The following is a 23,828-nucleotide window of genomic DNA, read 5'->3' as shown; positions in this document are numbered from 1 at the left end:
CCGCTATGTTACTACTCAGAGCAAAAACCGCGACCATCGACAACATCACCTTCTTTGCTGATGATTCTGATGAAAACCAGTTCTGGTATATGCCCGGCGATATCCACCTCGCTGAGCGCGAGGGGAATCCCATTTTTACCTTGATCAAATACACCGGGGATGGTGCCGATCAGCAAGGCGGTTATATCAACTTTGAGGTGGATACCTCCATCCCGGAAAGCGACCTGAAAAGCGCCTTCAGAGCCTATTTAAGCAAGCTGAAAGTGACCCCGCCCAACCCGCTCCTGCAACAGGTTCCTTACGACAACGGTACGGTAAACTTTTTCGTGCTGGATGCGCAAAACGCCAATGGCAAGCTGGTCAGTGCGCAAAGCCCAAGCCTTTTCGCCAAAAACAGTGCCATTTTTAGCGCAAAACTGACGCCGGAACAGGCGGTGATCCTTGAAGCGGCATTCAGCGAAATGCAGGCACCAGCGGCGGTTGCGTATAACCTGACCTACACCGGCATTACGCCCGCGCTGAAAGTGGAGGTTGAGGGCAAATTTGAAAATATCTACCAGGAATTCGACACCAAATTTGGCGCAAACATTCCGATTCCAATAGAGACGCCTGCCAGCTTCTGGCTTGGCTTCGACAGCGTAATGCAAAAGCTCCAGCAGGAGCAGAAGTTAATTATCAAAGTCACTGAAAGTATGCCGGGCGAAGAAGCGGCCAAAGAAAAAGAGTGGGCGCTGGAATTTGTGAAAGGTGAAATCCTGAAAAGTTTCTTCACCGCCTCACTGAAGCCCAACGAGGATAAAAATACGCAGGCCAAATCCGCCAGCGACTCGATTCTGGACGCACTGTTCGCCAGTGGCAAGTCCGAAGACGGGAAAGAAGGTAAAGGTGGCCTGCTACCCTGCGCCTCTCTGGAGATCAAGCTGGTGCGCCGGGAAGAGACCAAAACGCTCAACTTTACCTACACCTCTTCCAAAGCCATCACCCAGTCCGCCGTGCCGCAGAATTTTATCGGCAGTAAGCTGCTGCGCGTGAAGAAAGAAAAGCCTTATTTTAGAGAGGTCAATGTTAACGATCCCTTCTTCCAGAAAATTAAGCTGGAGGTGCTCGGGCCGGACGGTTTTAACCAGTACGGGCTGAAAGCCGCCACGGTGGCGGTGAAATACAACAATAATATCTACACACCGGATGCTTTTACGTCAGATAACGGGAAGTGGGAAAAGGAGATCGCCCGCAGCAAAAATACCCAAGAACTGTTTCAGATTGACAGCGAGTTTGCGTTTAAATCAGCGGCGGTATCCGGCTGGGAAGGCAGTACCAGTTACCACCCGGCGTCCCGCAGCGCCTCCACTATGGTGAACCTCGATCCCACCGAAGTCCTGACCTTTAACCAAATCCGCATTAAACCGGATAAAAAGTTCCCGTGGGATGACTATAACGAGGTGGTGGTTGAACTGCGTTATCAGGATGATGAGCAAACCATCAAGTCGAAGAAGTTCACCTTTTCGGAAGATGAACCACAAATGCAGATCTTTAAATATCGCTGCCTGACGGAAAAACCCTGGACGATAAATTACACCATTACCTACTACCTGCTGAACGGTAAAACGCGGCTGTTCAAAGGCGAAGAGAACCCACCCGCCATTATTATCTCGCCGTTTAAAGAGGAGAATGCCTGATGGTGACGGGCATCACTTCCGTACGACCTGCGGCGTTGGATGCGCTGGTAGAGGGGTTATGCCAGCAAGCCCCGTGGCTCGCTGACGCATTACGGGCTGATGTTGCCCGTTTTCTGGCACCCCGGCTGGCGTCGGGCTATCTCTCTGCGGCATTTAATACCAGCCTGCTGGCGTGGAACGGCTGCCCGCTTGAATTTACCACCTCAACCGCCAGGCCTCAGGGTCTGGCGGGTACATTTGATACGCAATTGCCGCAGTTCCACTGCGCATGCGATGACGGTCTGCGCTTTGGTCACTGGCAAGGACGCAAATACACCCCGCAAGGCGTGCGCACCAAGATCTATAGCGAAGTGCCCACTGGCGGCGACTGCCCGGCGCAGTGGACTCACAAGGGCATGCCCTACAGCACCGCGCAACTGGCGGAAGCAGGTCTGCAACTGCTGATGGTCGGCCACTATCCCGATCAGGCCGACTCACCGGTTGAGTTCTATTTCCAGTGGCACAGCGCGGAAATCACCCACGACGATATGGTTGCGGTTGCCGCGTTGTTTGCCTGTGACACCGCCCTGCCAGCGCTGATGCCGCTTCTGGAGGCAGCACGGGCGCAAACGCAAAGTGACGGGCATTTCCCGTATACCACCTACGGCTTCAGCGTGGTTTACCAGCAACACCAGTTGGAGAGTTTCACCGTTTTCACCATCGCGCCGCGTTTTTTTGGCAGTAACGCGCGTGTTCCCGATGCACTCAACCACCTGCTGGCACAGCAGGCGTGCGCCATGCCGTTGCTGCAATCGTTGCTGGATAAGCGCATACCGCTACAGTTCAACGTGCTCGGTCTCTCCGTCGATATGCAAGGCCGCTGCGCCATCAGTTGCACATTCAGTCCGCAGAACGATCGCTTTACCGAGGTGGCGATAAAGGTTGCCCCCTCGCCGCCGCCTTCCACGCCGCTGGGTTGTTTATTGCAACGGCAGACCGCGAGCGGGGCTTTTCCTTCGTATGTGCGCACGCCGGATGGCCGCTGGCATCGGGATGAAAACGCCTTTGTTACTGCACAGGTGCTGCGCACACTGGAATATACCGCTGAAACCGCGCCCTACATTGAAAAAGCGCTCGATTTTATCGCCGCCTGCGCATGCCAGCCTGCGCATTATCGCTTCTGGCCTGGGGATGCGCACCCGGTCTGGATGCGGGGCGATACCCTGCCACCCGACGTCGACGACACGGCGATCATCACCGAGTTGCTGTATAAGTTTGGCCGTATTTCACTGGATGAGGTCGTGAATACGCTGGCGACGCTGAGTGCCTACCAGATCCAGCGGGTGGATCGTCGTCAGGCAGAACCGCAATGTCAGTGGGCGGAGTGCCTTGCCTTTTATACCTGGATGAAAGAGCCGACTGTGCTGGCGCAGGTCGATTGCTGCGTCAATACCAATGCGTTGATTTTAATCGCGTGTGTGAGCAAAGCGCAGAACCGCGTGATCCCGGCGTTCGCCCGTATCCTCACCCAGTTCGACAACGCGCTGGCATGGAGTGAAAACCAGTACGATCGCATCAATCAACTGATCCCTTATTACGCGCATCCCAACGAATGGCTGGCCACGTTGCACTACGCCGCACGTTGCGGCATTACGCATCTGACGCCGTTTATCGCAGCGTTAGAGAAATGGCGACTTCCCGCCAGCCAGACGGAAATACCGCTGTATCGCCGCCATGACGGGCAGTATCTCTGGACCTCCACCGAACTGAATGCTTTCCGGCAATTAGCCCTTTCACATCCCATCAAGGATACCTATGAACACCTTCCTCACTGATCTGGTCACCCTCAACAGGGTTATCCTGGCGAATGCGGCGCAACAGTTTCCGGGTGTCGCGAAACCGCAGTTACGCGCTCTGCGCGCGCTACCCACCGATCTGACGGCGGCGGTGAGCACCGAAATTGTATCGGGCGAAATTCGCTATCAAATCACGACCGCCAAAAAAGAGACGGGCTGGATAATGACCCTTGATTTCGATCTCAATCAGGCCGTATCGACCCTTCCTGATGTGGTACTGAGTTTCTCAACATTCGGTGATGAAACCGAGATGCGCTTTCAACAGGTGGAAACCAAGCCTTCCGGCGGCAATAGATATCAGGCGCGGCTGCTGCTGTCGCTGCCGAGCGAGCGGGATGCCTTACTGCGGGCGCTGGACAGCTATGATTCGCAAACCACGTTGGTGGTGGCCCTTAAAACCCACGAGGGACTCCTGAACACCGTCACCGTACCAACGGTGTTTTACTTCTCTCAGACCTACTATCCCTACATCTATCAGGGTCTCTTACCCCCGCCGCCCGTGCGGCAACTCACGCTACTGAACATTCCGTTCAACACGCACAACGATCACTATTTCCAGGACTATGTCCACCCGGAATATCTTTTTTACCTTCCGGACCGATTTGCGCTGGCAACCGATGCTGAGAACGATAATAAGCCAATGTTATCCATCTCGTTCAGCGCACCGGAACATGCGACATCGCTGGATCAGATCAACGTGACGTTTGATTATTTTATCCTGCCGCAGGTCAATCAGGCGCGCATTGCCAACGCCCAAACGGTGTTTCACGATCACTATGCACAACCACAAGGACAACTGTTTCCGCTGGCTAACGCCCATGCCTTAACCCTACGGCTTTCGTTGCCGGCAGGCATGACAGAAGAGAAAAACGCGCTGATCGACCTGCAAAGCGGCATCGTTGATGCTTTCACCTTGCCGTCATCACAATTCGGACAGATTTGGGATGCGTTGTTCGACACGGCACAGCAAAGCCTGCTGCTTAAAGGTTTCCTCAAGGTGGAACTGGTGGGATTTGACCCGGAAAACATCCCGGTGCAGTTAGCGCTCGACGCGAAATACAAAAATACCCCGCGGACATTTATTAAGCAGTCTGCACCGGTCGATATCACCAAAACGTTGGAATTCAAAAGCGATAAAGATGCCTTTGATCCCTACGGTCCGAAACCCATTTCCCGCATTCTGATAAGCGTAGGCGGGCAAACGATCGAACTCGATAAAGATCACACCAGCCAGAAAGTGGATGTGAAGGTGTCGGTGCTGGAACAGATCCTCAACCCCTCCAGCAAACTGGTTTATCACTACGATATGCAAATTTATTACGTTAGCGGCGGCAGGAAAGATCTCCCTGACCAACAAACCACGTTTGAAGTGATCTACGTGCCCTGATAGCGCTGCTGTTATGTTTGCGGCGAATCAGGATCGGCTGACGATCCTGATTCGGCCTTTATCGCCGCTTACCTGTCAGCAGTAAGCTGAAGGCCGCGGGTAACACCGTAAGCGTCACCAGTGTTGCCACCATCAGCCCACCGATAATGGCAAAGGCCATTGGCCCCCAGAACACCTGGTGCGAAATGGGGATCATCCCCAGAATAGCTGCGCAAGCGGTAAGCATAATCGGCCGCGCACGGTGTTCCGCCGCCGCGATGATCGCCGCATCATTCGCCATGCCCTGCTGCACATTGCTGTCGACTTCACTTATCAGGATCACTGCGTTGCGGATGATCATGCCCGCCAGCGCAATCACGCCCAACAAGGCGACAAACCCCATTGGCGTCCCCGTTGGCAACATCGCCAGTACAATGCCCGGCAGGCCAAAAGGGGCCATCAACAACGCCAGCAGCATGCGGGAAAAACGCTGCAACTGGATCATTAACAGCAGCAACATCACGATAAGTGTCACGGGCAGTACCGCATAGACCGATCGGTTGCCTTTATCCGACTCCGCCACCGCGCCCCCCTCTTCAATCGTGTACCCGGCGGGTAATTGCGCGCGCAGCGCATCCACTGCCGGGCGCAGCCCTGCCGACACAGCATCGGCGCGCATTCCCGGTGCGAGGTCGGTTTGCACCGTAATAAACGGTAACCGCTGTCGCCGCCAGATAACCGGATCTTCCACCCCCCAAACCAGCGTGGCCACTTCGCTCAGGGGAATTTTGGCGCCATTCGTCCCGGACAGCATTAACGTCGATAATGTGCCCATATCCAACCGCTCACGATCGTTGCCGCGCAGCACCACATCCACCAGGCGATCCTGATCCCGTACCGTGGTGACGGTCGAGCCGGACCAGACGGTGTTTAACATCTGCGCAATGCTTTCGGATGAGACGCCCGCTGCACGTGCCGCGGTTTGATTCACCTGCACGGTGATCACCCTTTCTGGCTCGCCCGCCGTGAGATTGACCTCCCGCGCCAGCGGCGATTCACCCACCACCGCTGCCAGACGGTGGGCATAGCGCTGCACCTGCGCATAGTCCGGCCCGCTTACCCGGTATTTTACCGGCCAGCCCACTGGCGGACCGAGCTCTAACGGTGACACACGCGTGGTGATATCACTAAAGTGCCTGTCCAGCAGCGTCGACAGTTGTTCACGTAAGCGATCCCGCGCCGCCAGGTCTTTGGCCACCACCACCAGTTGCGCAGTGTTTTCGTTTTCCCGCAGCACGTCCATGGGGAGATAGAAACGTACCGCGCCGGAGCCCACGTATGCACTGAAGTGATCGATGTTGTCATTGCCCATCAAAGACTTTTCCAGGCGCTCGACCTGTTTTTCTGTTTCTGTCTGTGATGCGTTGGCGGGAAGAGAGAGGCTCACCAGCAACTCGGGACGGTCGGAAGCCGGGAAAAACTCACCCTGCATATGCGTTACACCCACCACGGACAGCGCCAGCGCCAGCAGTGCCGCCCCGATTGTCGCCAGCCGATGACGCAGCGCCAGATGCAGTAACCGCCGGTACAGGCGGGCCAGTTTTCCCGCCTCACCACTATGCGCCGGTAAGCGAACAGGCAGCAGCCACGCACCGGTCAGGGGGGAAAAAAGCACCGCGACCACCCACGAGCAAAGCAGCGCAATCAGTACCACCGCAAACAGGGAATAGCAGTACTCGCCGGCGCTCGATGCGGCAAAACCGACCGGAATAAAGCCGGCAATCATCACCAAAGTGCCCGTCAACATCGGAAAGGCGGTTGTGTTGAACGCTCGCGTTGCCGCCTGTTGACGCGTATCCCCCGCTTCCAGCCGGGCAACCATCGTCTCGACCGTGATCATCGCATCATCAACCAGCAGACCGAGGGCAATGATCAGTGCCCCCAACGAAATGCGCTGTAAGCCAATGCCCGCCAGCATCATCCCGACAAAGGTCATCGCCAGTACCAGCGGAATGGCGGCGGCCACCACCAGCCCCGCGCGGGTTCCCAGAGAGACAAACGACACCGCCAGCACAATCAGCACCGCTTCCACCAGCACCCGAACAAAGCCGCTAACGGCCTCGCTGACCACCGCCGACTGGTCTGCCACCTTGACGATCTCGATACCGTGCGGCAACTGTGCTTTCAGTTGCGCCATTCTGGCATTCAGCGCCTGGCCGAAACGAAGTATGTTGCCGGTCGATGCCATAGAAATCGCCAGCCCCATCGCCGGTTGCCCATTAACACGAAAGACCGGCGCTGGCGGTTCCGCACGTTGTCTGCTCACGGTGGCGATATCCGTCAGGGGGATATAGCGGTTATGAATGTGCAGGGTCACGGCACGCAGGCTCTCTTCCGATGTCAACGCCCCGCTAACCCGCAACGCCATATTATCCTTTTCGGTGCGTATCGTTCCCGCAGGTGCGACGGCGTTTTGCGCGGCTAACGCATCGCTCACCTGCTGGATGTCCAGCCCCATACCCGCCAGTTGGCGTGGCGAAAAAGCGATGACAATCTGCTCATTCTGCTCGCCCAATAACGTGATCTTGCCGATATCTTTCAGCGACATCAGATCGCGGCGGATCTCCTCCAGCCGATCGCGCAACTCGCGGAGCGTATAACCTTCGGCGGTAAAGCCATACAGCGTACCGAATGTGTCATCAAACTCATCGTTAACGGATGGACCCTGCGCGCCCTGCGGCAGTGACGAGGCCACATCCTGCATTTTTTTACGGACTTGATACCAGATATCGGCGACGTTTTGCGGTGGCGTATCGTCTCGCAGGTTCACATAGATAACCGCACTACCGGCACGAGTTTCACTTTCGAGATAGTCAAGCCATGGCGTCTCTTGCAGCTTTTTTTCCAGCACATCTGTCACCAGCCGGGTGGTGTCGTCAACGGTCGCGCCAGGCCATTGCGCAGACACCACGGCGGTTTTGATGGTAAATGCCGGATCTTCATTACGCGGCAGGTTTTCGTAACAGAGGATACCGGCGGCAACAATCACCAGCATAAAAAAGCTTACCAGTTGCTGGTGCGCAAGCGCCCACGCGGAGAGATTGAACGTGGCGTTGTTTGAACGAAGCGTCATCATAGTTGCTCTCCGGGGATCACTTTTTCGCCGGTACGCAGTTTGCTGACGCCCGCGGTCACGACTTTATCCCCTGGTGCCACCCCGGAGGCGATAATGGCTAACGACGCGGTATAGCCCGCCAGCGTCACCGGGCGCAACTGCACCTGCTGGTGGTTATCAATAAGAAAGACGGCAGGACGGTTGTCCAGACGAGCGATCGCCGTTGCCGGAACAGCATAAGTATCGCCGTTATGATCGGAACCGGGGTCAGCGGGCATGGCTACCGTGACGCTGGCACCCAGCGCCATCGCTGCAGGTGGGGTTAGCAGCGTTAACCTGACCCGCCATGTCCGGGTCTGCGGGTCCGCCTGCGGGCTGATATCACGGACAATCCCCGTAGTCTGCACCGCCGGATCGGCCAGCAGTGCAACCGGAAAATGCGTCGCGGTGTCTGCTGACAAGCGTTGTGGATCGGTAATATCAATCACCACATCACGCCGATCGCTGGTCGCTAGCGTGAAAACCGTCTGACCTGCGCTGACTACCTGACCTGCCGCTGCACTGACGCCGGTGATCACCCCGTCAGCAGGCGACGTTAATTGCGTCCATGCCAGGTTGTCCTCTGCGTTCCGCAAAGCGGCCTGGCTACTTTTCAGGCGCGAGGCGGCGGTCAGCCAGTCCGCGCGGGCACTGTCAAACTGAGTACGCGCTATCGCGCCGGAGGGCATCAGCTTCTGCATCCGGCTCAGATTAAGGGCCGCCACTTGTTCTGAGGCTTTCGCCGCCTCCAGGTCGGCTTTCGCGCTGGTTAGCTGATTTTGCCCGGTTGTGCTTTCCTGTCGCGCAAGGACCTGGCCTGCCCGCACGCGATCGCCAATATCAACAAGGCGGCTGACCATGCGGCCATCCAGACGAAAAGCCAGTGTGGTTTCATCATGTGCGCGGATCTCTCCGGTGCGCATGGCGGCTTGTCCAAACGCAGACGGCGCAACCACCACGTAGCGCACCGGCCGGGGCGGCGCGGGTTTATCCGCTGACTTTTCGCCACAGCTTGTCAGCAGCGGAACAGCAATGCTCAACGCAATGAGCGGAAGAAGGGAGAGGAGTGAAACGGTGCGTGCAGCAGTGAAAAGGTGGTGCAGGCACTGACGAAAGTAATCAGTAAATTGTTCTGGCATGATGGCGCTCCGGCACATAAAGAGCACCATTTCATGCCAGTTAAATCGAGATTCACTGCATGTTTCGTCAAGAGTTTATCAAGACGACGATTTTCCTTCCTGCGCCGACGCCGCCGGGAGGATGACGCTGATTTGCAACCCGCCAGATGCGGGTAACGATGCGCTGATGCTCCCGCCATGCGCCAGGCATATCGCACGGGCAATGGATAACCCCAGCCCGCTGCCGCCCGAATGCCGTGCGCGGGAGGTTTCCGCCCGCGTAAAGCGATCAAACATCACCGGTAGAAAATCGGCCTCCACGCCGGGTCCGTTATCGCAAAAATCAATCCGGTAATCCTGCTGCTGGCGGTGTAGGTGAATGGAGAGACGCCCACCCCGTTGCCCGTAGCGCAGCGCATTTTCCATCAGGATGGTAAAAACCTGCCCCAGGCGAAACGCATCACCGTAATAAGGACAGGGTTGTGCGCCCTCAATGGAAACGCCGATCCCGGCGTCGTCGGCCTGCGGTTTCAACCAGGCTGCCTGCTCACGCAACAGCTCATCCAGAGAGAAAACCTGTCGGTTGAGTGTCAGTTGTCCCGCGTCTGCCAGCGACAGTAAATGCAGTTCGTCAGTCAGACGACTGAGATGTTGCAGTTGCTTCATCACCATCCCCAGTTGCTGGGGCGTGGGTTCAAAAACACCATCAAGCATCCCCTGTAAGCGGCCGATGGCGGCGGTCAACGGCGAGCGAATTTCATGGGCCATCGCCACGTGCGACGCGCGCAATTCCCGGTCATAACGCGCCAGTTGCCGTGTCATCACGTTGAAATCGCTGGCAAAACGGATCATTTCCGCAGGCGCATCCTTGACCAGCTCGGCCTGGCGACCAAACTCCCCCTGCGTCACCTCTTCGGCGGCATCCCGCAGACGGCTAAACTGAATGGACAATGGGCGGGCATATTTTAGCCCCATAAAGACAATAAAGGGGATCATCACCAACACCAGCACCCCAACCATCAACCAGTCGGCAGAAGCGATGGACGGTGTGGAGTAGCTGAGTCCCCACCAGCTGTCCACAATATCGTGGAAACGCGCCGGGTTTATCTGCGGATCCTCCATCAGTACAAGGAATTCTTCGCGCAATGCCGCGGGCATCTTATGCAGGATCCAGTAGTTGCCAATGGCAAAGCGTAACCACATACACAGGGCGATAAGGATCACAGTGCCAATCGCCAGCGCCAGAATGCGCCCGCAGATCCAGCGCCAGAGAGATTGATATGTGGAATTATTCATAGCTGGCGAAACCTGTAACCAATGCCGCGAACGTTGGCTAACACGCCGGTAATGCCTGCGTTCTCCAGTTTTTTGCGCAGGTTGTAAACGTGCGTATCCACCACCCGCTCCAGCGCTTCGCTCTCCGGCAGACAGTGTTCCAGTAAATGTTGGCGGGAAAACGGCCGGGTCGGGTTGCCCATCAGCGTCGACAACAAGGAGAATTCGGTCGGCGTCAGATCCAGTACCCGAATGTTATCCCCCTGCGTCACCGTGGCGGTAATGGCGACCCTGTCCACTTCCAGGGTATGCCAGCGCAGCACGTCATCCCGCGTTTCCGCCTGTCGACTGCGGCGCAGCACCGCCTGTACCCGCGCCACCACTTCGCCAGGGTGGTAAGGTTTAACAACATAATCATCCGCGCCGTAGCGCAGCGCACCGATGCGATCCGGCGTATCCCCCATGGCGGTCACCATAATGACGGGCACATCGCTTTTACGCCGCAGCGCCGCCAGCACTTCGGTGCCATTCAGGCCAGGCAACATCACATCCAGCAGGATCAGATCCGGCTTCCAGCGCTGCGCCATCTCAAGCCCGGATAAGCCATCGCCCACAATGGACACCTCGTAGTTTTCACGACGCAGATAAGCTTCCAGCACGCTGGCGGCATCCGCATCGTCTTCAATCACAAGCACTCTTCTGGATAACATCTGCCCACCTTGACCGTTTCTTAACAATTTCCCGACCGTTCATTGATACGTCGCGACCATACTTCTGCACCATCCTACGGTGACCTTTGGTCAGCCGTATTATCTCCTCACCACCGGGATGCCATGATGATAATGAGAAAAAATGCGCTGTACATGATCGGCTCACTCCTCCCCGCCTTTATGTCGGGCGCATACGCCAGTGATGCCACTGTGCCACAGGATACGTTTACGCTGGGACTGGGTGGGCAATATGCGCCACAATACAGCGGTTCAGACAAATACGCATTGCAGATTGTTCCCGTGATCCAGGCGCGCAAGGGGGCCTTTTTTCTGGATACGGAAAAAGGGGTGGGCTACGACCTGCAAACAGCAGATGGCCTCTATCTCGAACACACGCTGGGTTACAACCTCGGGCGGGCGGACAGCCGCTCTGCCTGGCGGGACGGTGCAGACAACTTAAAAGGGATGGGTACGATTGACGCTGTCCTCAATACCGCGCTGGCTGTTGGCTGGTCGGTAACGCCCTGGCTGACGGTAGAAGGCAAAGCCACATTGCCGCTGACCGACAGCCAGGGTGTGCAATACCAGACTTCGGTAACACTTTTACCTGTGCAGAGCGCCTACGATACTGTCGCTATTCAGTCCGCCATGCTGTTTGGCGACAGTCGCTACATGAACATATTTTATGGCGTGAACCGGCAGCAAAGCCTCGCTTCGGGGTATAGCCGTTATTCGGCGAAAGGCGGAATGTACGGCATTGAGACTCGCCTTATCTGGAGTCACCAGTTTGATGCGCATTGGGGCACCACGTTCAGTGCCGGGTATCACTGGCTGGATAGCGCAGCCGCAGACAGCCCAATCGTGCTGCGGCGCAACGAAGGTTCCACTGTCGCCGCCTTCACTTACACCTTCTGACAGGAGCACCAGTCCGTGAACAAAGAGGATTATCAGTGGGTAGGGATTATCTGGGGATTAAGCGCGGTGACTTATCTGAGCGCCTGGTATTTTTACGTTGTGTTATTGCCGTAGCCAGCCAGTGTCGGTTTTTTTATCACCGCCAGCGCTACACCGGTATTTCACCGACGCAACAGGTGCGGGTTGGCCGTCGCCCTGTCATCTACGCATCGTGATTGTATGCAGGTAATGATGGGGATCGTTCGCACCCTGCCACTCATTCGGTAAAAATAAACGAAAAAAGTGGAGTGGTATATTCACAGGGAAAGCGGTGCCATACTTTCCCCGCAAAAAATGGCTTCATGGTAACCAATACATATTGGCTCCATACTCCCTACAAAACAGGATAATAAACCCTCTGCATACTGTTCAGCGTTCTCAGGAGGAACAATGAACAGATTAAAATATGTATGCAACTATGCAGAGTACCTTGGAAAAAGATTGAGAGCGTGGATTGTGAACGATGAAACATTCCATATCAGCAGATTGCAACGCGTAATAAACAGGAAGCCTGACTTAATGCATCCGAGGGCGTTAAGTGAGAAAATTTGTCATCGGTTACTTTTTGATCGCAATCCACTTTATACACGACTGGCGGACAAACTGGCCGTCAGAGAGTATATCCAAAACAAGACGAATAAATTAACCCTCGCACCGCTGCTGGGTATTTATACCCGTGTAGAGGAGATCGATTTTAGCCAGTTACCCGAGAAATTCGTGCTGAAATGCAATCATGACAGTGGCAGCGTGGTGATATGTACGGATAAAGCCACGTTTGATAAACCTCGTGCGTTGGCCAAACTGAAATTAGCCATGAAGAAAAATATGTATTACAGCACACGCGAATGGCAGTATAAAAACATCACACCGGTAATATTATGTGAAACATATATTGATCTTTTTACTGATCGCATAAAAGACACCACGCCAGAAATGTTACGCATACATTGCTTTCATGGTATTGCCAGTCTCATTGAGGCCGATATAACAGACAGTTCAGGAAAAGAATATATCAACGTTTACGATCGGGCATGGCAACTGCAGCCATTTCAGATGGAGTATCCCAACACGCCTTACGCGGTTTCCACGCCACCATTACTCTACGAAGCGCTGGATGCGGCTCAGGATGTGGCGCGTGACATTGATTATTGCCGCGTGGATCTGATGTTACGACACGATGCTGTCGTTTTTAGCGAAATCACCTTAAGTCCACGCCGGGGAAAACTCCAAATCACGCCTGCCGAGTGGGATATAAAACTGGGTGACATGTGGCAATTAGCGGGAATAGACAACAGGCTCTGATGAGCCTGTTGGCGTGGAGTCCTTAACCCGTTTTGCTGGCTGGCCACGAGAGTGTAAACACGGAGTGATGGTTATTGAGCAAGGTATAGCTTACATCGCCGCCATGTGCATTCATGATGGCTTTTACCACCGACAACCCTAGCCCGCACCCTTTTGGGTTCACATTTCGCGCACGCGAGCCTCGCTGAAAAGGCTGAAACAAAAACCGATGGAAATCCTCAGGAATACCCGGGCCATAATCTTCTATCTGAATATAAGACGATCCTTCAGTAACGCCATTTCTGATAACGATGATTTTGGGGGTGGCATATTTTATGGCGTTATCGAAAAGCACGGTAAGACACTGAATGATGCGTAACGGGTCGCAAACGACGTGATGCGCCTGAAGTTGCGTGATGATTTGAAATTCATTGCGTGTGAACTCAAGCGAAAACGCATCGATGGCATTCTGAATGGTATCTTGCAGTTCAACATCGGTTAATTTCAGCGAAAAATCGGTGGTGCCGGACGAACCGACAATCCGCAGATCGTCGATCAGGTTTGTCAGCCCTTCCGTTTGTTTTAATAAGTTATTGAATAAGGTTGGACTGGGTTCAAAGACGCCATCAACCAGCCCTTGCAGCCGTCCTCTTAACACGGTGACCGGAGTACGGAATTCGTGCGCAATTGCAGCATTCCAGGATTTTCGCTGGCTATCAAGCGCTTGTAACTTTTCTGCCATTTCATTGAAGTCATTGACTAAATTGTTAAGCTCGCCCAAATGTGAGTAGGCGCAAAATGCCCTCGCCCCCAGATCGCCCTGAGCAATGCGCCGCAGGCTGGTTGCAACGGAACTTAATGGATTGAGTATTTTCGCTGATAGCCTGATGGTGAAGAAAAAAGAGACAATTAAACTGCTGGCTGACGCGACGAAAAGCCAGATCCAGTCAATGTATGTCACGCTGTCTTCATCTCCGACGAGCGTGCCGCCCGGAATATAATCAATAATAAAGGCGTAGAAAAAATAGGATCCCATGATCGTTATCGCTATCACGATAAGCGTCAGGGAGATCATAAACAGCAGGATCTGTCGGCTGAGAGCCTGATCTTTATTCATTTGTTTTCACCCAGTCGATAACCGATACCGCGGATGCTTTCTGGCGTCCCTTTTAATCCGCAGTTTTCCAGCTTTTTGCGTAGCTTACTGATGTGGCTGTCAACGGTACGGTCAAGCGCATCGCCTTCCGGCAGGCAGGAGCTTAACAATTCGTCACGCGAGAAGACTTTTCTCGGATTTCTGGCCATACAGGTCAGTAGCTTGAATTCTGTTGTCGTCAGATCCGGCGTGACCACTCCCCCTTCGGTGGTAATTTCCACATAAAAATCTTCCGGATAAATCGTTAAGTGAGGGGTGCGGATCGGCTTTTGGTAACTGTTCTCCGCGCTGACGTTGACGCGCCGCAGCACGGCTTCTATCCGGGCGACCACTTCAGAGGGATTAAATGGTTTCACCACATAATCATCGGCTCCCAGCCTTAACCCCATCAATTTATCCACATCCTGATCGAGCGCGGTGACCATAATCACCGGGATGTTGCTTGCCCTGCGTAACGTCGACAGGACACGCCAGCCATCGACCAGCGGGAGTTGAATGTCCAGCAACACCAGATCGGGTTTGCGTAATCGAAACTGTTCCAGCGCCTGTTCCCCGTCGGCGACACGAACCGTTTTCATCCCTGCCCGATGAATATAACTCACTAAAATATCAGCGATTTCATCATCATCTTCTGCGACCAGAATAATTTTCTCATGGTTCATATAACCTCCGTCTCGTACCAATCCGCGTTATGGGTTTTAAAGTGTGTTCGCCAAAAATAAAAATTCTTTTTTCTCATCATTTTTAAGGGCTTCAGATGCGTAAACGTTGTGATTGCAGATAATCTTCACCAGCGCTGCATCGATAAATCGCTGTTCATTTTCAACTCACTTTCGAACGTAATCCGACAGGATTAACCGGGTTAAAATCGTTATAATTTGCATGAGACTTTTTTTTAACTAAAAAGTTTCTTCGCGATGCTAAAAAAAATGAACTGACCATCAAACAGGTGATTCAGCATTGTCGGTTCATAAAGACAACAGCTTTTGCTCTCTTTGAGAAAAATGCAGGTTCAGAATGGCACTCCACACTTCCTCCATACTCAATCAATTATCGTTACATACAGCCGTACGATAATACGCTTTCATCGCAATGCTATTTGGATGTAATGACAGTGGCGAAAATTTTAACAGCATCACTCCTTTTTTCTGAAAAGATCATGTCGCTGTTTTTTTTCCTGGCAGGTACCTGGTCAATGCTTTATGGCTGGCTGATTTTGATGCACTCCATTGGCGAGAGGGTTAAATGGACAATGCTGGCGTCACCTTTAGCCTACGTGGGCATTTTGCTGACCTGCGCATTAATTTTGCTACAAAGAAAAGAGGGTATCTTTCGCGAGTTATGTACCATTATAGTGGTATTAAGTCTGTTTTTTATTTACCTGATTATTCTTTTCAACATACTGATATGTTCATACCCGACGACCTGCGATTTTATATTTTATTATGAATGTTTTATCGTCGTTTTTTTAGGCGTAACGCCATTATATTTTGTTTTCAGGTTATATGTACGCTGACCTGCGTGTTGAATCAACCTGGATGATGAGACGTTATTTACGTGTTGGATTGGATATCTATTAATGTCTGACTTCTTTATTAAACGCCCGATTTTCGCCTGGGTAATTGCGCTTTTCATTACTCTCGGCGGTATTCTGGCTATTCCTCAATTACCCGTGGCGCAATATCCCTCGGTAGCCCCGCCCAGCATCATTATTTCTGTCAGCTATCCGGGTGCTACGCCGCAAACCATGAATGATTCGGTGATATCCCTGCTCGAACGTGAAATTTCGGGGGTGGATCATCTGCTCTATTTTGAGTCAACCACCGATGTGTCCGGGATGGCATCCATCACGGTGACGTTTAAACCCGGCACTGACATTAAACTGGCGCAAATGGATGTACAGAACCAGATAAAAGCCGTTGAGCCACGTCTGCCGCAAGCCGTGCGCCAAAATGGCATCAGCACTGAGGCTGCTAACCCGGGGTTCCTGATGATGGTGGGCCTGAAATCGCCTTCCGGGGCGTATCAGGAGGCCGATCTCAGTGACTATTTCGCCCGTAACGTACTGGAGGAGTTGCGTCGGGTTCCCGGTGTCGGAAAAGTGCAACTTTTCGGCGCTGAAAAGGCGATGCGTATCTGGGTCGATCCGGTCAAACTTTTCAATTATCGCCTCTCCTTCAACGACATCACATTGGCGTTAAATCAGCAAAACGTTCAGATAGCGCCAGGAAGCGTGGGCAGCGAACCCGCCCTGCCCGGTCAGCAGGTGACTTACCCATTGAGAGTTCGCGGTCAGCTCACCTCCGTTGAGGCTTTCCAGAACATCACGCTGCGGGCCAATACCGACGGGTCACGCGTCCGACTCGGCGACGTTGCGCGTATTGAACGCGGCTTACAAAGCTATGCCTTCGCCATCCGGGAAAATGGTCATCCGGCAACGGCCGCCGCCATCCAACTGGCGACAGGTGCCAATGCCGTTAACACGGCGGCCGGTATCCGGGATCGTCTTGAAACCTTATCCGCCGTGCTCCCTGAAGGGATGCAGTTCTCCGTGCCTTTTGACACCGCGCCTTTTGTAAAACTGTCGATTGAAAAAGTGGTTCATACCTTTTTTGAGGCCATGGTGTTGGTGTTTCTGGTGATGCTGCTGTTTCTGCAGAATCTGCGCTATACCTTTATTCCCGCCATTGTGGCACCGGTTGCGTTGCTGGGAACGTTTACGGTGATGCTGCTCAGCGGCTTCTCCATCAACGTTCTCACTATGTTCGGCATGGTGCTGGCTATCGGCGTTATTGTGGATGATGCCATCGTGGTGGTCGAAAACGTCGAGCGACTGATGGCAGAAAAAGGGCTTGCGCCACGGGAAGCGACACAGCAGGCGATGCGTGAAATCACCCCGGCCGTTATTGGCATCACACTGGTGCTCACCGCTGTGTTTATCCCGATGGGTTTTGCCAGTGGCTCGGTGGGGGTTATCTACCGCCAGTTTACCCTGTCGATGGCGGTGTCTATTCTGCTTTCGGCCTTTCTTGCCCTGACCCTGACGCCAGCATTGTGCGCGTCGCTGCTTAAGCCGGTCAGTCATCAGAGCGAGCGGGAAAAAGGGTTTACCGGATGGTTTAACCGCCACTTCAACCGGCTCTCCCTTCGCTATGCGTCCGCTCTCGACCGCACGATAACGCGTTCAGGGCGCGTGATGGCGTTGTATGCGGTATTGTGCGGCGTCCTTTTTCTGGCGCTGCGTGAGCTGCCTTCCTCGTTTATTCCCGATGAGGATCAGGGGTATTTTATCACCTCCGTGCAGCTTCCTTCCGATGCGACCCAGGCACGTACACAGGAGGTCATGCGTCGTTATGAGTCGCTTGTCGCCGGACGGGAAAGTATTCAGAGCAACCTGTCCATATTCGGTTTCAGTTTTTCCGGTTCGGGGCCCAATACGGCACTGGCGTTTACCATGCTCAACGGGTGGGATAATCGACATGGCGCAACGGCGCAGGGAGAGGCAAACGCGGTGCAAGCGGCAATGAGTGCCGATCCGGCAGCCACGGTGATGAGTATTATGCCGCCCGCGATTTCCGATCTGGGCACCTCATCCGGTTTCACATTTTACCTTGAGGATCGTGCCGGGCACGGCTACCCGGCGCTGCAAGCCGCACTCGAACAGTTGCTTAGCCGTGCCGCCAACAGCCACGTTGTTGAAGATGTGTATCTGGACGGATTGCCGGAAGGCATCAGCGCCACACTGGATGTGGATCGCGAAAAAGCTGAGGCGATGGGCGTTTCCTTTGAGGAGATAAACCAAACCCTCTCTTCGGCGAGCGGTTCAAATTATGTGAATGACTACACGGACAACGGGCGCGTTCAGCAGGTGATCGTTCAGGCCGATGCGCCCTACCGTATGCAGATACAGGACCTGATGAAACTGTACGTTCGCAACAAGAGCGGTGAGATGACGCCGCTGGCGTCGTTTGTGAAAGCCCACTGGGGTCTATCACCGCAACAGCTCAACCGCTATCAGGGTTATCCTGCGGTCAGAATAAGCGGCAGTGCAGCCGCAGGTTACTCCAGCGGCGCGGCGATGGCCGAGATGGAGAAACTGGCTGCTACGCTGCCTGCGGGCTTTATGATGGAATGGACCGGCAGCTCCTTGCAGGAACGCGCCTCCGCCTTACAGATGCCGACGCTGATGGCGCTGTCCGTGCTCACCGTGTTTATGGTGCTCGCCGCGCTGTATGAAAGCTGGGCCATCCCTTTATCGGTGATGCTGGTGGTGCCACTGGGCCTGGCGGGGGCCGTGACGGCGGTTTATATCGCCGGAATGCCCAATGATGTCTTTTTCCGCGTGGGACTTATCACCCTGATCGGCCTTTCCACTAAAAATGCCATCCTGATTGTTGAGTTCGCCCGGCAACTTCACGCCAGCGGGATGGGTATTCATCAAGCGACCATTATGGCTGCGCGCTTACGTTTACGCCCCATAGTGATGACATCGCTGGCGTTTACCCTTGGCGTAGCGCCGCTGATGCTGGCCACCGGAGCAAGCTCGCAGACCCAGCACGCAATTGGCACCGGCGTCTTTGGCGGGATGATCAGCGGCACACTGCTGGCGATTGTCTTTGTGCCGGTATTTTATGTGGTGGTCATGCGCGGCGTTGCCGCCATAAACCGCCGGAGAAAACGCATGTGAAGGCACGGACTCACGTAAGACCCAGGCTTTACCTTCTGTCAGCGGAGTCACTCCCTGACAGGCAGTGAAATAGCGAGTCAGGGTGGCAGTATCCCAGCAGCCACCCTTCTCCGGCGGGCATAATGCGCGTTTTTTTGCAGCATTGAGCTCGTAGCCGTTTTGCTTGATACCCGTTTCATGGTCGCTGAGCATACCCGTTTCATGGTCGCTGAGCCGTTTCAGAAATGAGGGGGGAGACAAACAGCGCCTTACACCCCGGACACAGCATTGTCTGTTTACGGCGAACTCTGGAGAGAGATTGAGATGAGCGTAAGCCGCAAACCGGACAGATGATAGAGGATCTTGATGAACCACTAATGAATTTCATTGCGTAATCGATGAGAGACATGATGATTAACCTTTCAATGAATGAGCTTCACCGTAACACGGTTGATTGAAATTTAATCATTCAATTTATCCTCCCGTTCTTTATAAAAATACCACAGGGAGAGAGGATACCGTTTCAGGAGAGATAGATGTTCGCAGCCACAGGACCACGGAGACCGTTGATCCGACAAAATTCTATGCGGACCCCTGGCATGAGTAATTCTGATTCGCTGGCGTTAACGGCTGAAATATGAAGCAGAACGTCTTTTCGACCATCTGAAGGGGTGATGAGGCCTTTGCCACTGAGACTGTCAAAACTTTTGACAATTCCTGTCATTTTACGGGACAAGTCATTTCCTTTTATTGAAAACACGTAATCACTATACGTTGAAATAAATTTAATGCCACTTTTAACTTTTTTCAGGACCTCTGGATGGCTAAAATATAATTTGCTTATTATGACTTCCCGTGCCTTAATGAACTCATCGGTTCGATGTACAAACGAACGTAAAACATTTTCCGTGCAGTCCTCATTACCAGGCGCTATCGCTGATATCCCCTTCTTTTGAGTCCATACGCTTAATACTATACGTTTACTATCAATACTAATAGGTAACTGGAGTCAGTATGTCCTCAAGAATTAAAGGCCTGGTAAAGTGGTTTAACGAAGACAAAGGTTTTGGCTTCATCTCTCCTCTCGATGGAAGTAAAGATATCTTTGTTCATTTTTCTGCACTTAACGGCGATAACTTCAAGACGTTATTTGAAGGACAGAAAGTTGAATTCGCAATACACAGTGGTGATAAAGGCCCTGCAGCTGCAAATGTAATACTTTGCGATAAATAAATTTTTGTGGATCTGCGACAACGATGAAGGATTATTCCTGAGTAGACAGGTCCATAAATTAATGCAACGACATAGAGATTATTCTTAATATCAGGTCAGCGTATTTTTGCGCATATATGAGTGTGCTGACCGATGTGATGAAGTGCAGGTCTGCTGCATGAAAAGTCTAAAAGCAGAAGCTAACTGCTTGTTAAATAATAAAGTGCGTAAGAGGCCTGGCAGCCTCCGAAAGCATCACGTCCTTGATTTTACTTTACTGGCATTTCCCAGTTTGCATCACTACGTGAACAGGGTTTTGACATGCATAACCCCTGTCACCTGGAAAATGCAGCGCTTTTATCGTTGCGTCGATTTGAACAGTGTACTGCAGTAGGGACAGACAAGTTGGGACCCTTTCAGGACTCGACTGAAACTATGTTCAGACTCTTTTGCACAGTTTGGGCATGGGCATTTGACTAAGTGATTACGACGGGCTTGTGTGTTTTTACGTCCGGACATAGGCATTTCCTGATTTAATGGACAGTCACCATACACCTTTTAATCAAGTGGTGCTTGTTTTAATTTCCTTAAAATTACAAAAATGTAAAAAAGGGAAATTGCAAGACTTTTTTACCTGTCACATCGTCCCGTAAAATTTACTGCAAAAAATTATTCCCTGTACCGAAGCGGTGACATTATGGGAAAGACTAACAGAATCATGGTGGCATATGATAAGAGTCCTTGTTTTTTTTAATGTCGAACCCTGTAAGGTCGTGACCGTTCTGGAAGGTATATCCTCTATCAGGCAGGAATACCCAAACGGTGAAGAAACACATCTTCGGATTATGTCTGCAGGCTTTCCTTCATTGACCGGTGATCATAGCGTTGTTTACGTGGCTTCTGACAGGGAATTGACTTCACAGGAGATACTTGATGCTGCCAGGAAATATTTATAGCCTTTCATTAAGTTCTCTGTCTCACATTGCATTGCGCACTCTTGCTTACCTGATTCATCCGATACAAACAAAAAAATGCGTAAAAAACCTTTATTGCCTGCTAACAGCAGGCTTTTTTATTACAGACTCAAATTTTTATAAGAACTCACCCTGAGAAGAGAACATCATTCTTTATGTGCTGACCAATTGCCGATTTTCTCCAATCCCCTTCATGCTATTTTGCCTTTTATGGTGACCCTGAAGGGAGACTCGCCCGGGTACAACGTACCGAAATGATCGTATTATTCAGCATTGCGTTCTCAATCTGTGTCCCCCCGCGAATGAAATAAAGAGTTGCCCCTTTCTGCGGTTCGATACAGGCAGCCCTACCGGACGATCGGGAAATCGGGATAGTGTGTTGTATACCTGGGCGATAACATTTCACGTTTCATCGCCCAGCTTTGCTGGATCCCCTGCCCGGCAAACCATACTGTACCCCGGCCAGAATGATTAAGACGGTCAATGACCTGCATCAGCGCATGGCTATCGGGCCGGGGTGGGTATTCATCAAATAAATTGAGCTGCGCGACGCCCTGACTGAAAAAGTCGCTCAACATCACTCCCGCTTTCATATAGCGAAAACCCTCTTTCCAGATCGCCTGCAGCGCATGGGTGGCAACACGAACAATGTCGCGGGTATCGTTAGAGGGAACCGTCAGCCGCCCGCTGGATTGTGGGGCGTAGAACGTTTCATTTTGAGCATGCGGACTGGTGCGCATAAACACACTGACTGCACAGCAGAACTGCCTTTCTGCTCTCAGCTTTTCGGCCGCGCGTTCAGCATAAGCACACACCGCCTGATGCATATCACGGTACGCGGTAATGCGCTGGCCAAAGGAACGACTACAGATGATCTGCTGTTTGGAGGGGGCGAATTCATCAAATGCCAGGCAGGATTCACCACGAAGTTCACGGACGGTGCGCTCCAGCACCACGTTGAAGTGTTTACGCATAACCCATGTCGAGCTGTCGGCAAGTTGCAGCGCATTTTCGATGCCCATCAATCCCAGTTTTTTGCTGATACGCCGCCCTACTCCCCAGACTTCATGCACCGGCACCAGCGCGAGTAATTTACGCTGCCGATTCCGGGATGAGAGATCGACAACACCACCTGTCTGTTGCCAATTTTTGGCCGCAAAGTTGGCCAGCTTGGCGAGCGTTTTTGTGGGTGCAATACCGACACCCACCGTCAGCCCTGTATTTTTTAATACCCGTTCACGGATTTGGCGGCCAAACGTCTCAAGCGGCATACAGTTCGCGATACCGGACACATCAACAAACGCTTCATCAATGGAATAAAGTTCAACCGCGGGCACCATTTCTTCTAATGTCATCATCACGCGGTTGCTGAGGTCACCATACAGTGCGTAATTCGAACTAAAAACAGTCACCTGGTTGCGATGTAATTCGTCTTTAATTTTAAAGTAAGGTGCCGTCATGTTGATGCCCAGCGCCTTTGCCTCTACCGAGCGCGAAATGATGCATCCATCATTGTTTGACACAACAACAACGGGCTTTCCCCGAAGATCGGGCCGAAAAACCGTTTCGCAGGAGGCATAGAAGTTGTTTACATCAACAAGCGCGAACATATCTCTGTTTAACTCACAATAACACTGTATATATAAACAGTATTATCCTGTGGTATGAACAAATCAAGCACATCAAAAGATAGCGGAGCGATCATATTGAAATGTGAGGAAATTTAGCGGCTGCCAACATCGCTTAACGGCAACGCCACCTGGAGAGGCCAGAGTCAGACGCGGGTGCTAACGCATTTAATTAATGGCTGTGATAACAAAAAGCCAGTCGAGCTGACTGGCTTTGGGGCACTGTCTTAAATTATGCCAACCATCCCGTCGCGGCAAGGTAGTCCTTTGATTGCGAGTTCGTAAAATCAATCATTTTGCTCAGGATAATGACCGGGTCGGTGCCTTTTGCCTTCTCAGTATTGTAGATCTGCATCCGCTGTGCATCGATGTGCAAAGCGTTCTGGTAAAACTGACGCTTGTACTCATCGCCCACTTTTTCGCCCGTTGAGGCGAGTTTGATATCTTCCATCCTGTTGGTCTTGATCGACTCACTCAGGTCATAGCAGATATCGCTGCGGCTATACGCCATATCATGCGCAAGTCTCTCCGCATCCTGAGCATCGGCCCGTGCATAGCGTAAAATATCTTCCTGTACTGCCGTTCTCGATTGCGTCGCGGCATTGCTGCTGATAGACACTTGCGCCTTGTCTGCCGATGAAGCATTCACGGTTTCGGTCGCTTTTGTCATCAGACTTTTGAAATCCTGTTGCTGCTCTGTTTTCCTGCTAACGGTGTTCCATAGCGAGGCAGTACTTCCAATTCCTTGAATAGCCATTTTCTACTCCTTCAGTTAGTAAGCTCCCTCATTCTAATGATAACGATGTCCCACTGATGCGATGAA

General features: G+C 52.6%; 20 protein-coding genes. 9 read left to right on the top strand and 11 right to left on the bottom strand.

Going from position 1 to position 23,828, the window contains the following annotated elements:
• Nucleotides 1–5 precede the first annotated feature (5 nt).
• Genes GA0061071_RS15815 through GA0061071_RS15805 form a run of 3 tightly spaced genes read left to right on the top strand, consistent with a single transcriptional unit; the run spans nucleotide 6 to nucleotide 4,898 of the window.
• Nucleotides 6–1,676: a hypothetical protein gene (locus GA0061071_RS15815; protein ID WP_088237466.1), complete on the top strand. Its 1,671-nt coding sequence runs from the start codon at nucleotides 6–8 to the stop codon at nucleotides 1,674–1,676.
• Entirely contained in the window at nucleotides 1,676–3,490 is a 1,815-nt protein-coding gene (locus GA0061071_RS15810; RefSeq protein ID WP_088237465.1) for a hypothetical protein, read from the top strand. The genes GA0061071_RS15815 and GA0061071_RS15810 overlap by 1 nt, the downstream gene beginning before the upstream one ends.
• A complete protein-coding gene (locus GA0061071_RS15805; protein ID WP_061495510.1) occupies nucleotides 3,471–4,898 on the top strand; it encodes a hypothetical protein in 1,428 nt (475 codons plus the stop codon). Before GA0061071_RS15810 ends, GA0061071_RS15805 begins: the two co-directional genes overlap by 20 nt.
• A 58-nt stretch (nucleotides 4,899–4,956) precedes the next feature.
• On the opposite strand, the gene GA0061071_RS15800 is transcribed toward GA0061071_RS15805, so the two are convergent.
• The 4 genes from GA0061071_RS15800 to GA0061071_RS15785 all read right to left on the bottom strand — a co-directional run bounded on the left by GA0061071_RS15800 (nucleotide 4,957) and on the right by GA0061071_RS15785 (nucleotide 11,134).
• Nucleotides 4,957–8,010: an efflux RND transporter permease subunit gene (locus GA0061071_RS15800; protein ID WP_088237661.1), complete on the bottom strand. Its 3,054-nt coding sequence runs from the start codon at nucleotides 8,008–8,010 to the stop codon at nucleotides 4,957–4,959.
• Entirely contained in the window at nucleotides 8,010–9,170 is a 1,161-nt protein-coding gene (locus GA0061071_RS15795; RefSeq protein ID WP_088237464.1) for an efflux RND transporter periplasmic adaptor subunit, read from the bottom strand. Before GA0061071_RS15795 ends, GA0061071_RS15800 begins: the two co-directional genes overlap by 1 nt.
• Nucleotides 9,171–9,248: 78 nt before the next feature.
• Entirely contained in the window at nucleotides 9,249–10,445 is a 1,197-nt protein-coding gene (locus tag GA0061071_RS15790; RefSeq protein WP_088237463.1) for a sensor histidine kinase, read from the bottom strand.
• Nucleotides 10,442–11,134 carry a response regulator gene (locus tag GA0061071_RS15785; RefSeq protein ID WP_061495500.1) on the bottom strand — a complete coding sequence of 231 codons (693 nt, stop codon included), beginning with the start codon at nucleotides 11,132–11,134 and terminating at the stop codon, nucleotides 10,442–10,444. The genes GA0061071_RS15790 and GA0061071_RS15785 overlap by 4 nt, the downstream gene beginning before the upstream one ends.
• A gap of 126 nt (nucleotides 11,135–11,260) precedes the next feature.
• On the opposite strand from GA0061071_RS15785, the gene GA0061071_RS15780 reads away from it, so the two are divergent.
• The 3 genes from GA0061071_RS15780 (at nucleotide 11,261) to GA0061071_RS15775 (ending at nucleotide 13,390) form a co-directional block, all read left to right on the top strand.
• Nucleotides 11,261–12,049: a MipA/OmpV family protein gene (locus tag GA0061071_RS15780; protein WP_088237462.1), complete on the top strand. Its 789-nt coding sequence runs from the start codon at nucleotides 11,261–11,263 to the stop codon at nucleotides 12,047–12,049.
• A 35-nt stretch (nucleotides 12,050–12,084) separates the two neighbouring features.
• Complete coding sequence (locus GA0061071_RS23325) at nucleotides 12,085–12,264, top strand: hypothetical protein (protein ID WP_139109668.1); 180 nt, start codon at nucleotides 12,085–12,087, stop codon at nucleotides 12,262–12,264.
• Nucleotides 12,265–12,478: 214 nt separating this feature from the next.
• Nucleotides 12,479–13,390 carry an ATP-grasp fold amidoligase family protein gene (locus GA0061071_RS15775; protein WP_088237461.1) on the top strand — a complete coding sequence of 304 codons (912 nt, stop codon included), beginning with the start codon at nucleotides 12,479–12,481 and terminating at the stop codon, nucleotides 13,388–13,390.
• Between the two features lie 22 nt (nucleotides 13,391–13,412).
• On the opposite strand, the gene GA0061071_RS15770 is transcribed toward GA0061071_RS15775, so the two are convergent.
• Nucleotides 13,413–14,486 (bottom strand): ATP-binding protein, encoded by a 1,074-nt coding sequence (locus tag GA0061071_RS15770; RefSeq protein WP_088237460.1) that lies wholly within the window; start codon nucleotides 14,484–14,486, stop codon nucleotides 13,413–13,415.
• Nucleotides 14,483–15,187 carry a response regulator gene (locus GA0061071_RS15765; RefSeq protein WP_061495487.1) on the bottom strand — a complete coding sequence of 235 codons (705 nt, stop codon included), beginning with the start codon at nucleotides 15,185–15,187 and terminating at the stop codon, nucleotides 14,483–14,485. The genes GA0061071_RS15770 and GA0061071_RS15765 overlap by 4 nt, the downstream gene beginning before the upstream one ends.
• Before the next feature lie 917 nt (nucleotides 15,188–16,104).
• Here GA0061071_RS15765 and GA0061071_RS15755 point away from each other — a divergent pair.
• The gene (locus tag GA0061071_RS15755) at nucleotides 16,105–19,212 is read left to right on the top strand and encodes a multidrug efflux RND transporter permease subunit (protein WP_088237459.1); all 3,108 of its coding nucleotides are present in this window, start codon (nucleotides 16,105–16,107) and stop codon (nucleotides 19,210–19,212) included.
• A gap of 199 nt (nucleotides 19,213–19,411) precedes the next feature.
• On the opposite strand, the gene GA0061071_RS23645 is transcribed toward GA0061071_RS15755, so the two are convergent.
• A complete protein-coding gene (locus GA0061071_RS23645) occupies nucleotides 19,412–19,600 on the bottom strand; it encodes a YnfU family zinc-binding protein (RefSeq protein ID WP_071890014.1) in 189 nt (62 codons plus the stop codon).
• Nucleotides 19,601–19,714: 114 nt separating this feature from the next.
• Complete coding sequence (gene cspF, locus GA0061071_RS15745) at nucleotides 19,715–19,927, bottom strand: cold shock-like protein CspF (RefSeq protein ID WP_071890012.1); 213 nt, start codon at nucleotides 19,925–19,927, stop codon at nucleotides 19,715–19,717.
• Nucleotides 19,928–20,205: 278 nt separating this feature from the next.
• On the opposite strand from cspF, the gene GA0061071_RS15740 reads away from it, so the two are divergent.
• Nucleotides 20,206–20,424, top strand: a complete 219-nt coding sequence (locus GA0061071_RS15740; protein ID WP_088237458.1) for a cold shock domain-containing protein — start codon at nucleotides 20,206–20,208, stop codon at nucleotides 20,422–20,424.
• Between the two features lie 336 nt (nucleotides 20,425–20,760).
• Here the strand turns inward: GA0061071_RS15740 and GA0061071_RS23640 are convergent, their stop codons facing one another.
• On the bottom strand, nucleotides 20,761–20,922 hold the full coding sequence (locus GA0061071_RS23640) for a YnfU family zinc-binding protein (protein ID WP_245191436.1): 162 nt from the start codon (nucleotides 20,920–20,922) through the stop codon (nucleotides 20,761–20,763).
• A 209-nt stretch (nucleotides 20,923–21,131) separates the two neighbouring features.
• Between GA0061071_RS23640 and GA0061071_RS23635 the strand changes: the two genes are divergently transcribed.
• Nucleotides 21,132–21,359 carry a hypothetical protein gene (locus tag GA0061071_RS23635; protein WP_071890010.1) on the top strand — a complete coding sequence of 76 codons (228 nt, stop codon included), beginning with the start codon at nucleotides 21,132–21,134 and terminating at the stop codon, nucleotides 21,357–21,359.
• A 365-nt stretch (nucleotides 21,360–21,724) separates the two neighbouring features.
• Here the strand turns inward: GA0061071_RS23635 and umuC are convergent, their stop codons facing one another.
• Both umuC and GA0061071_RS15725 read right to left on the bottom strand, forming a co-directional pair.
• The gene (umuC, locus tag GA0061071_RS15730) at nucleotides 21,725–22,987 is read right to left on the bottom strand and encodes a translesion error-prone DNA polymerase V subunit UmuC (RefSeq protein WP_088237457.1); all 1,263 of its coding nucleotides are present in this window, start codon (nucleotides 22,985–22,987) and stop codon (nucleotides 21,725–21,727) included.
• Nucleotides 22,988–23,237: 250 nt separating this feature from the next.
• Nucleotides 23,238–23,762 carry a hypothetical protein gene (locus tag GA0061071_RS15725; protein WP_061495473.1) on the bottom strand — a complete coding sequence of 175 codons (525 nt, stop codon included), beginning with the start codon at nucleotides 23,760–23,762 and terminating at the stop codon, nucleotides 23,238–23,240.
• Nucleotides 23,763–23,828: the final 66 nt, after the last annotated feature.

The sequence above is a fragment of the Kosakonia oryzendophytica genome (assembly GCF_900094925.1).
GTDB classification, from domain to species: domain Bacteria; phylum Pseudomonadota; class Gammaproteobacteria; order Enterobacterales; family Enterobacteriaceae; genus Kosakonia; species Kosakonia oryzendophytica.
The sequence above is the reverse complement of the archived record's forward strand: the minus strand, read 5'-3'. Positions and strand labels throughout refer to the sequence as shown.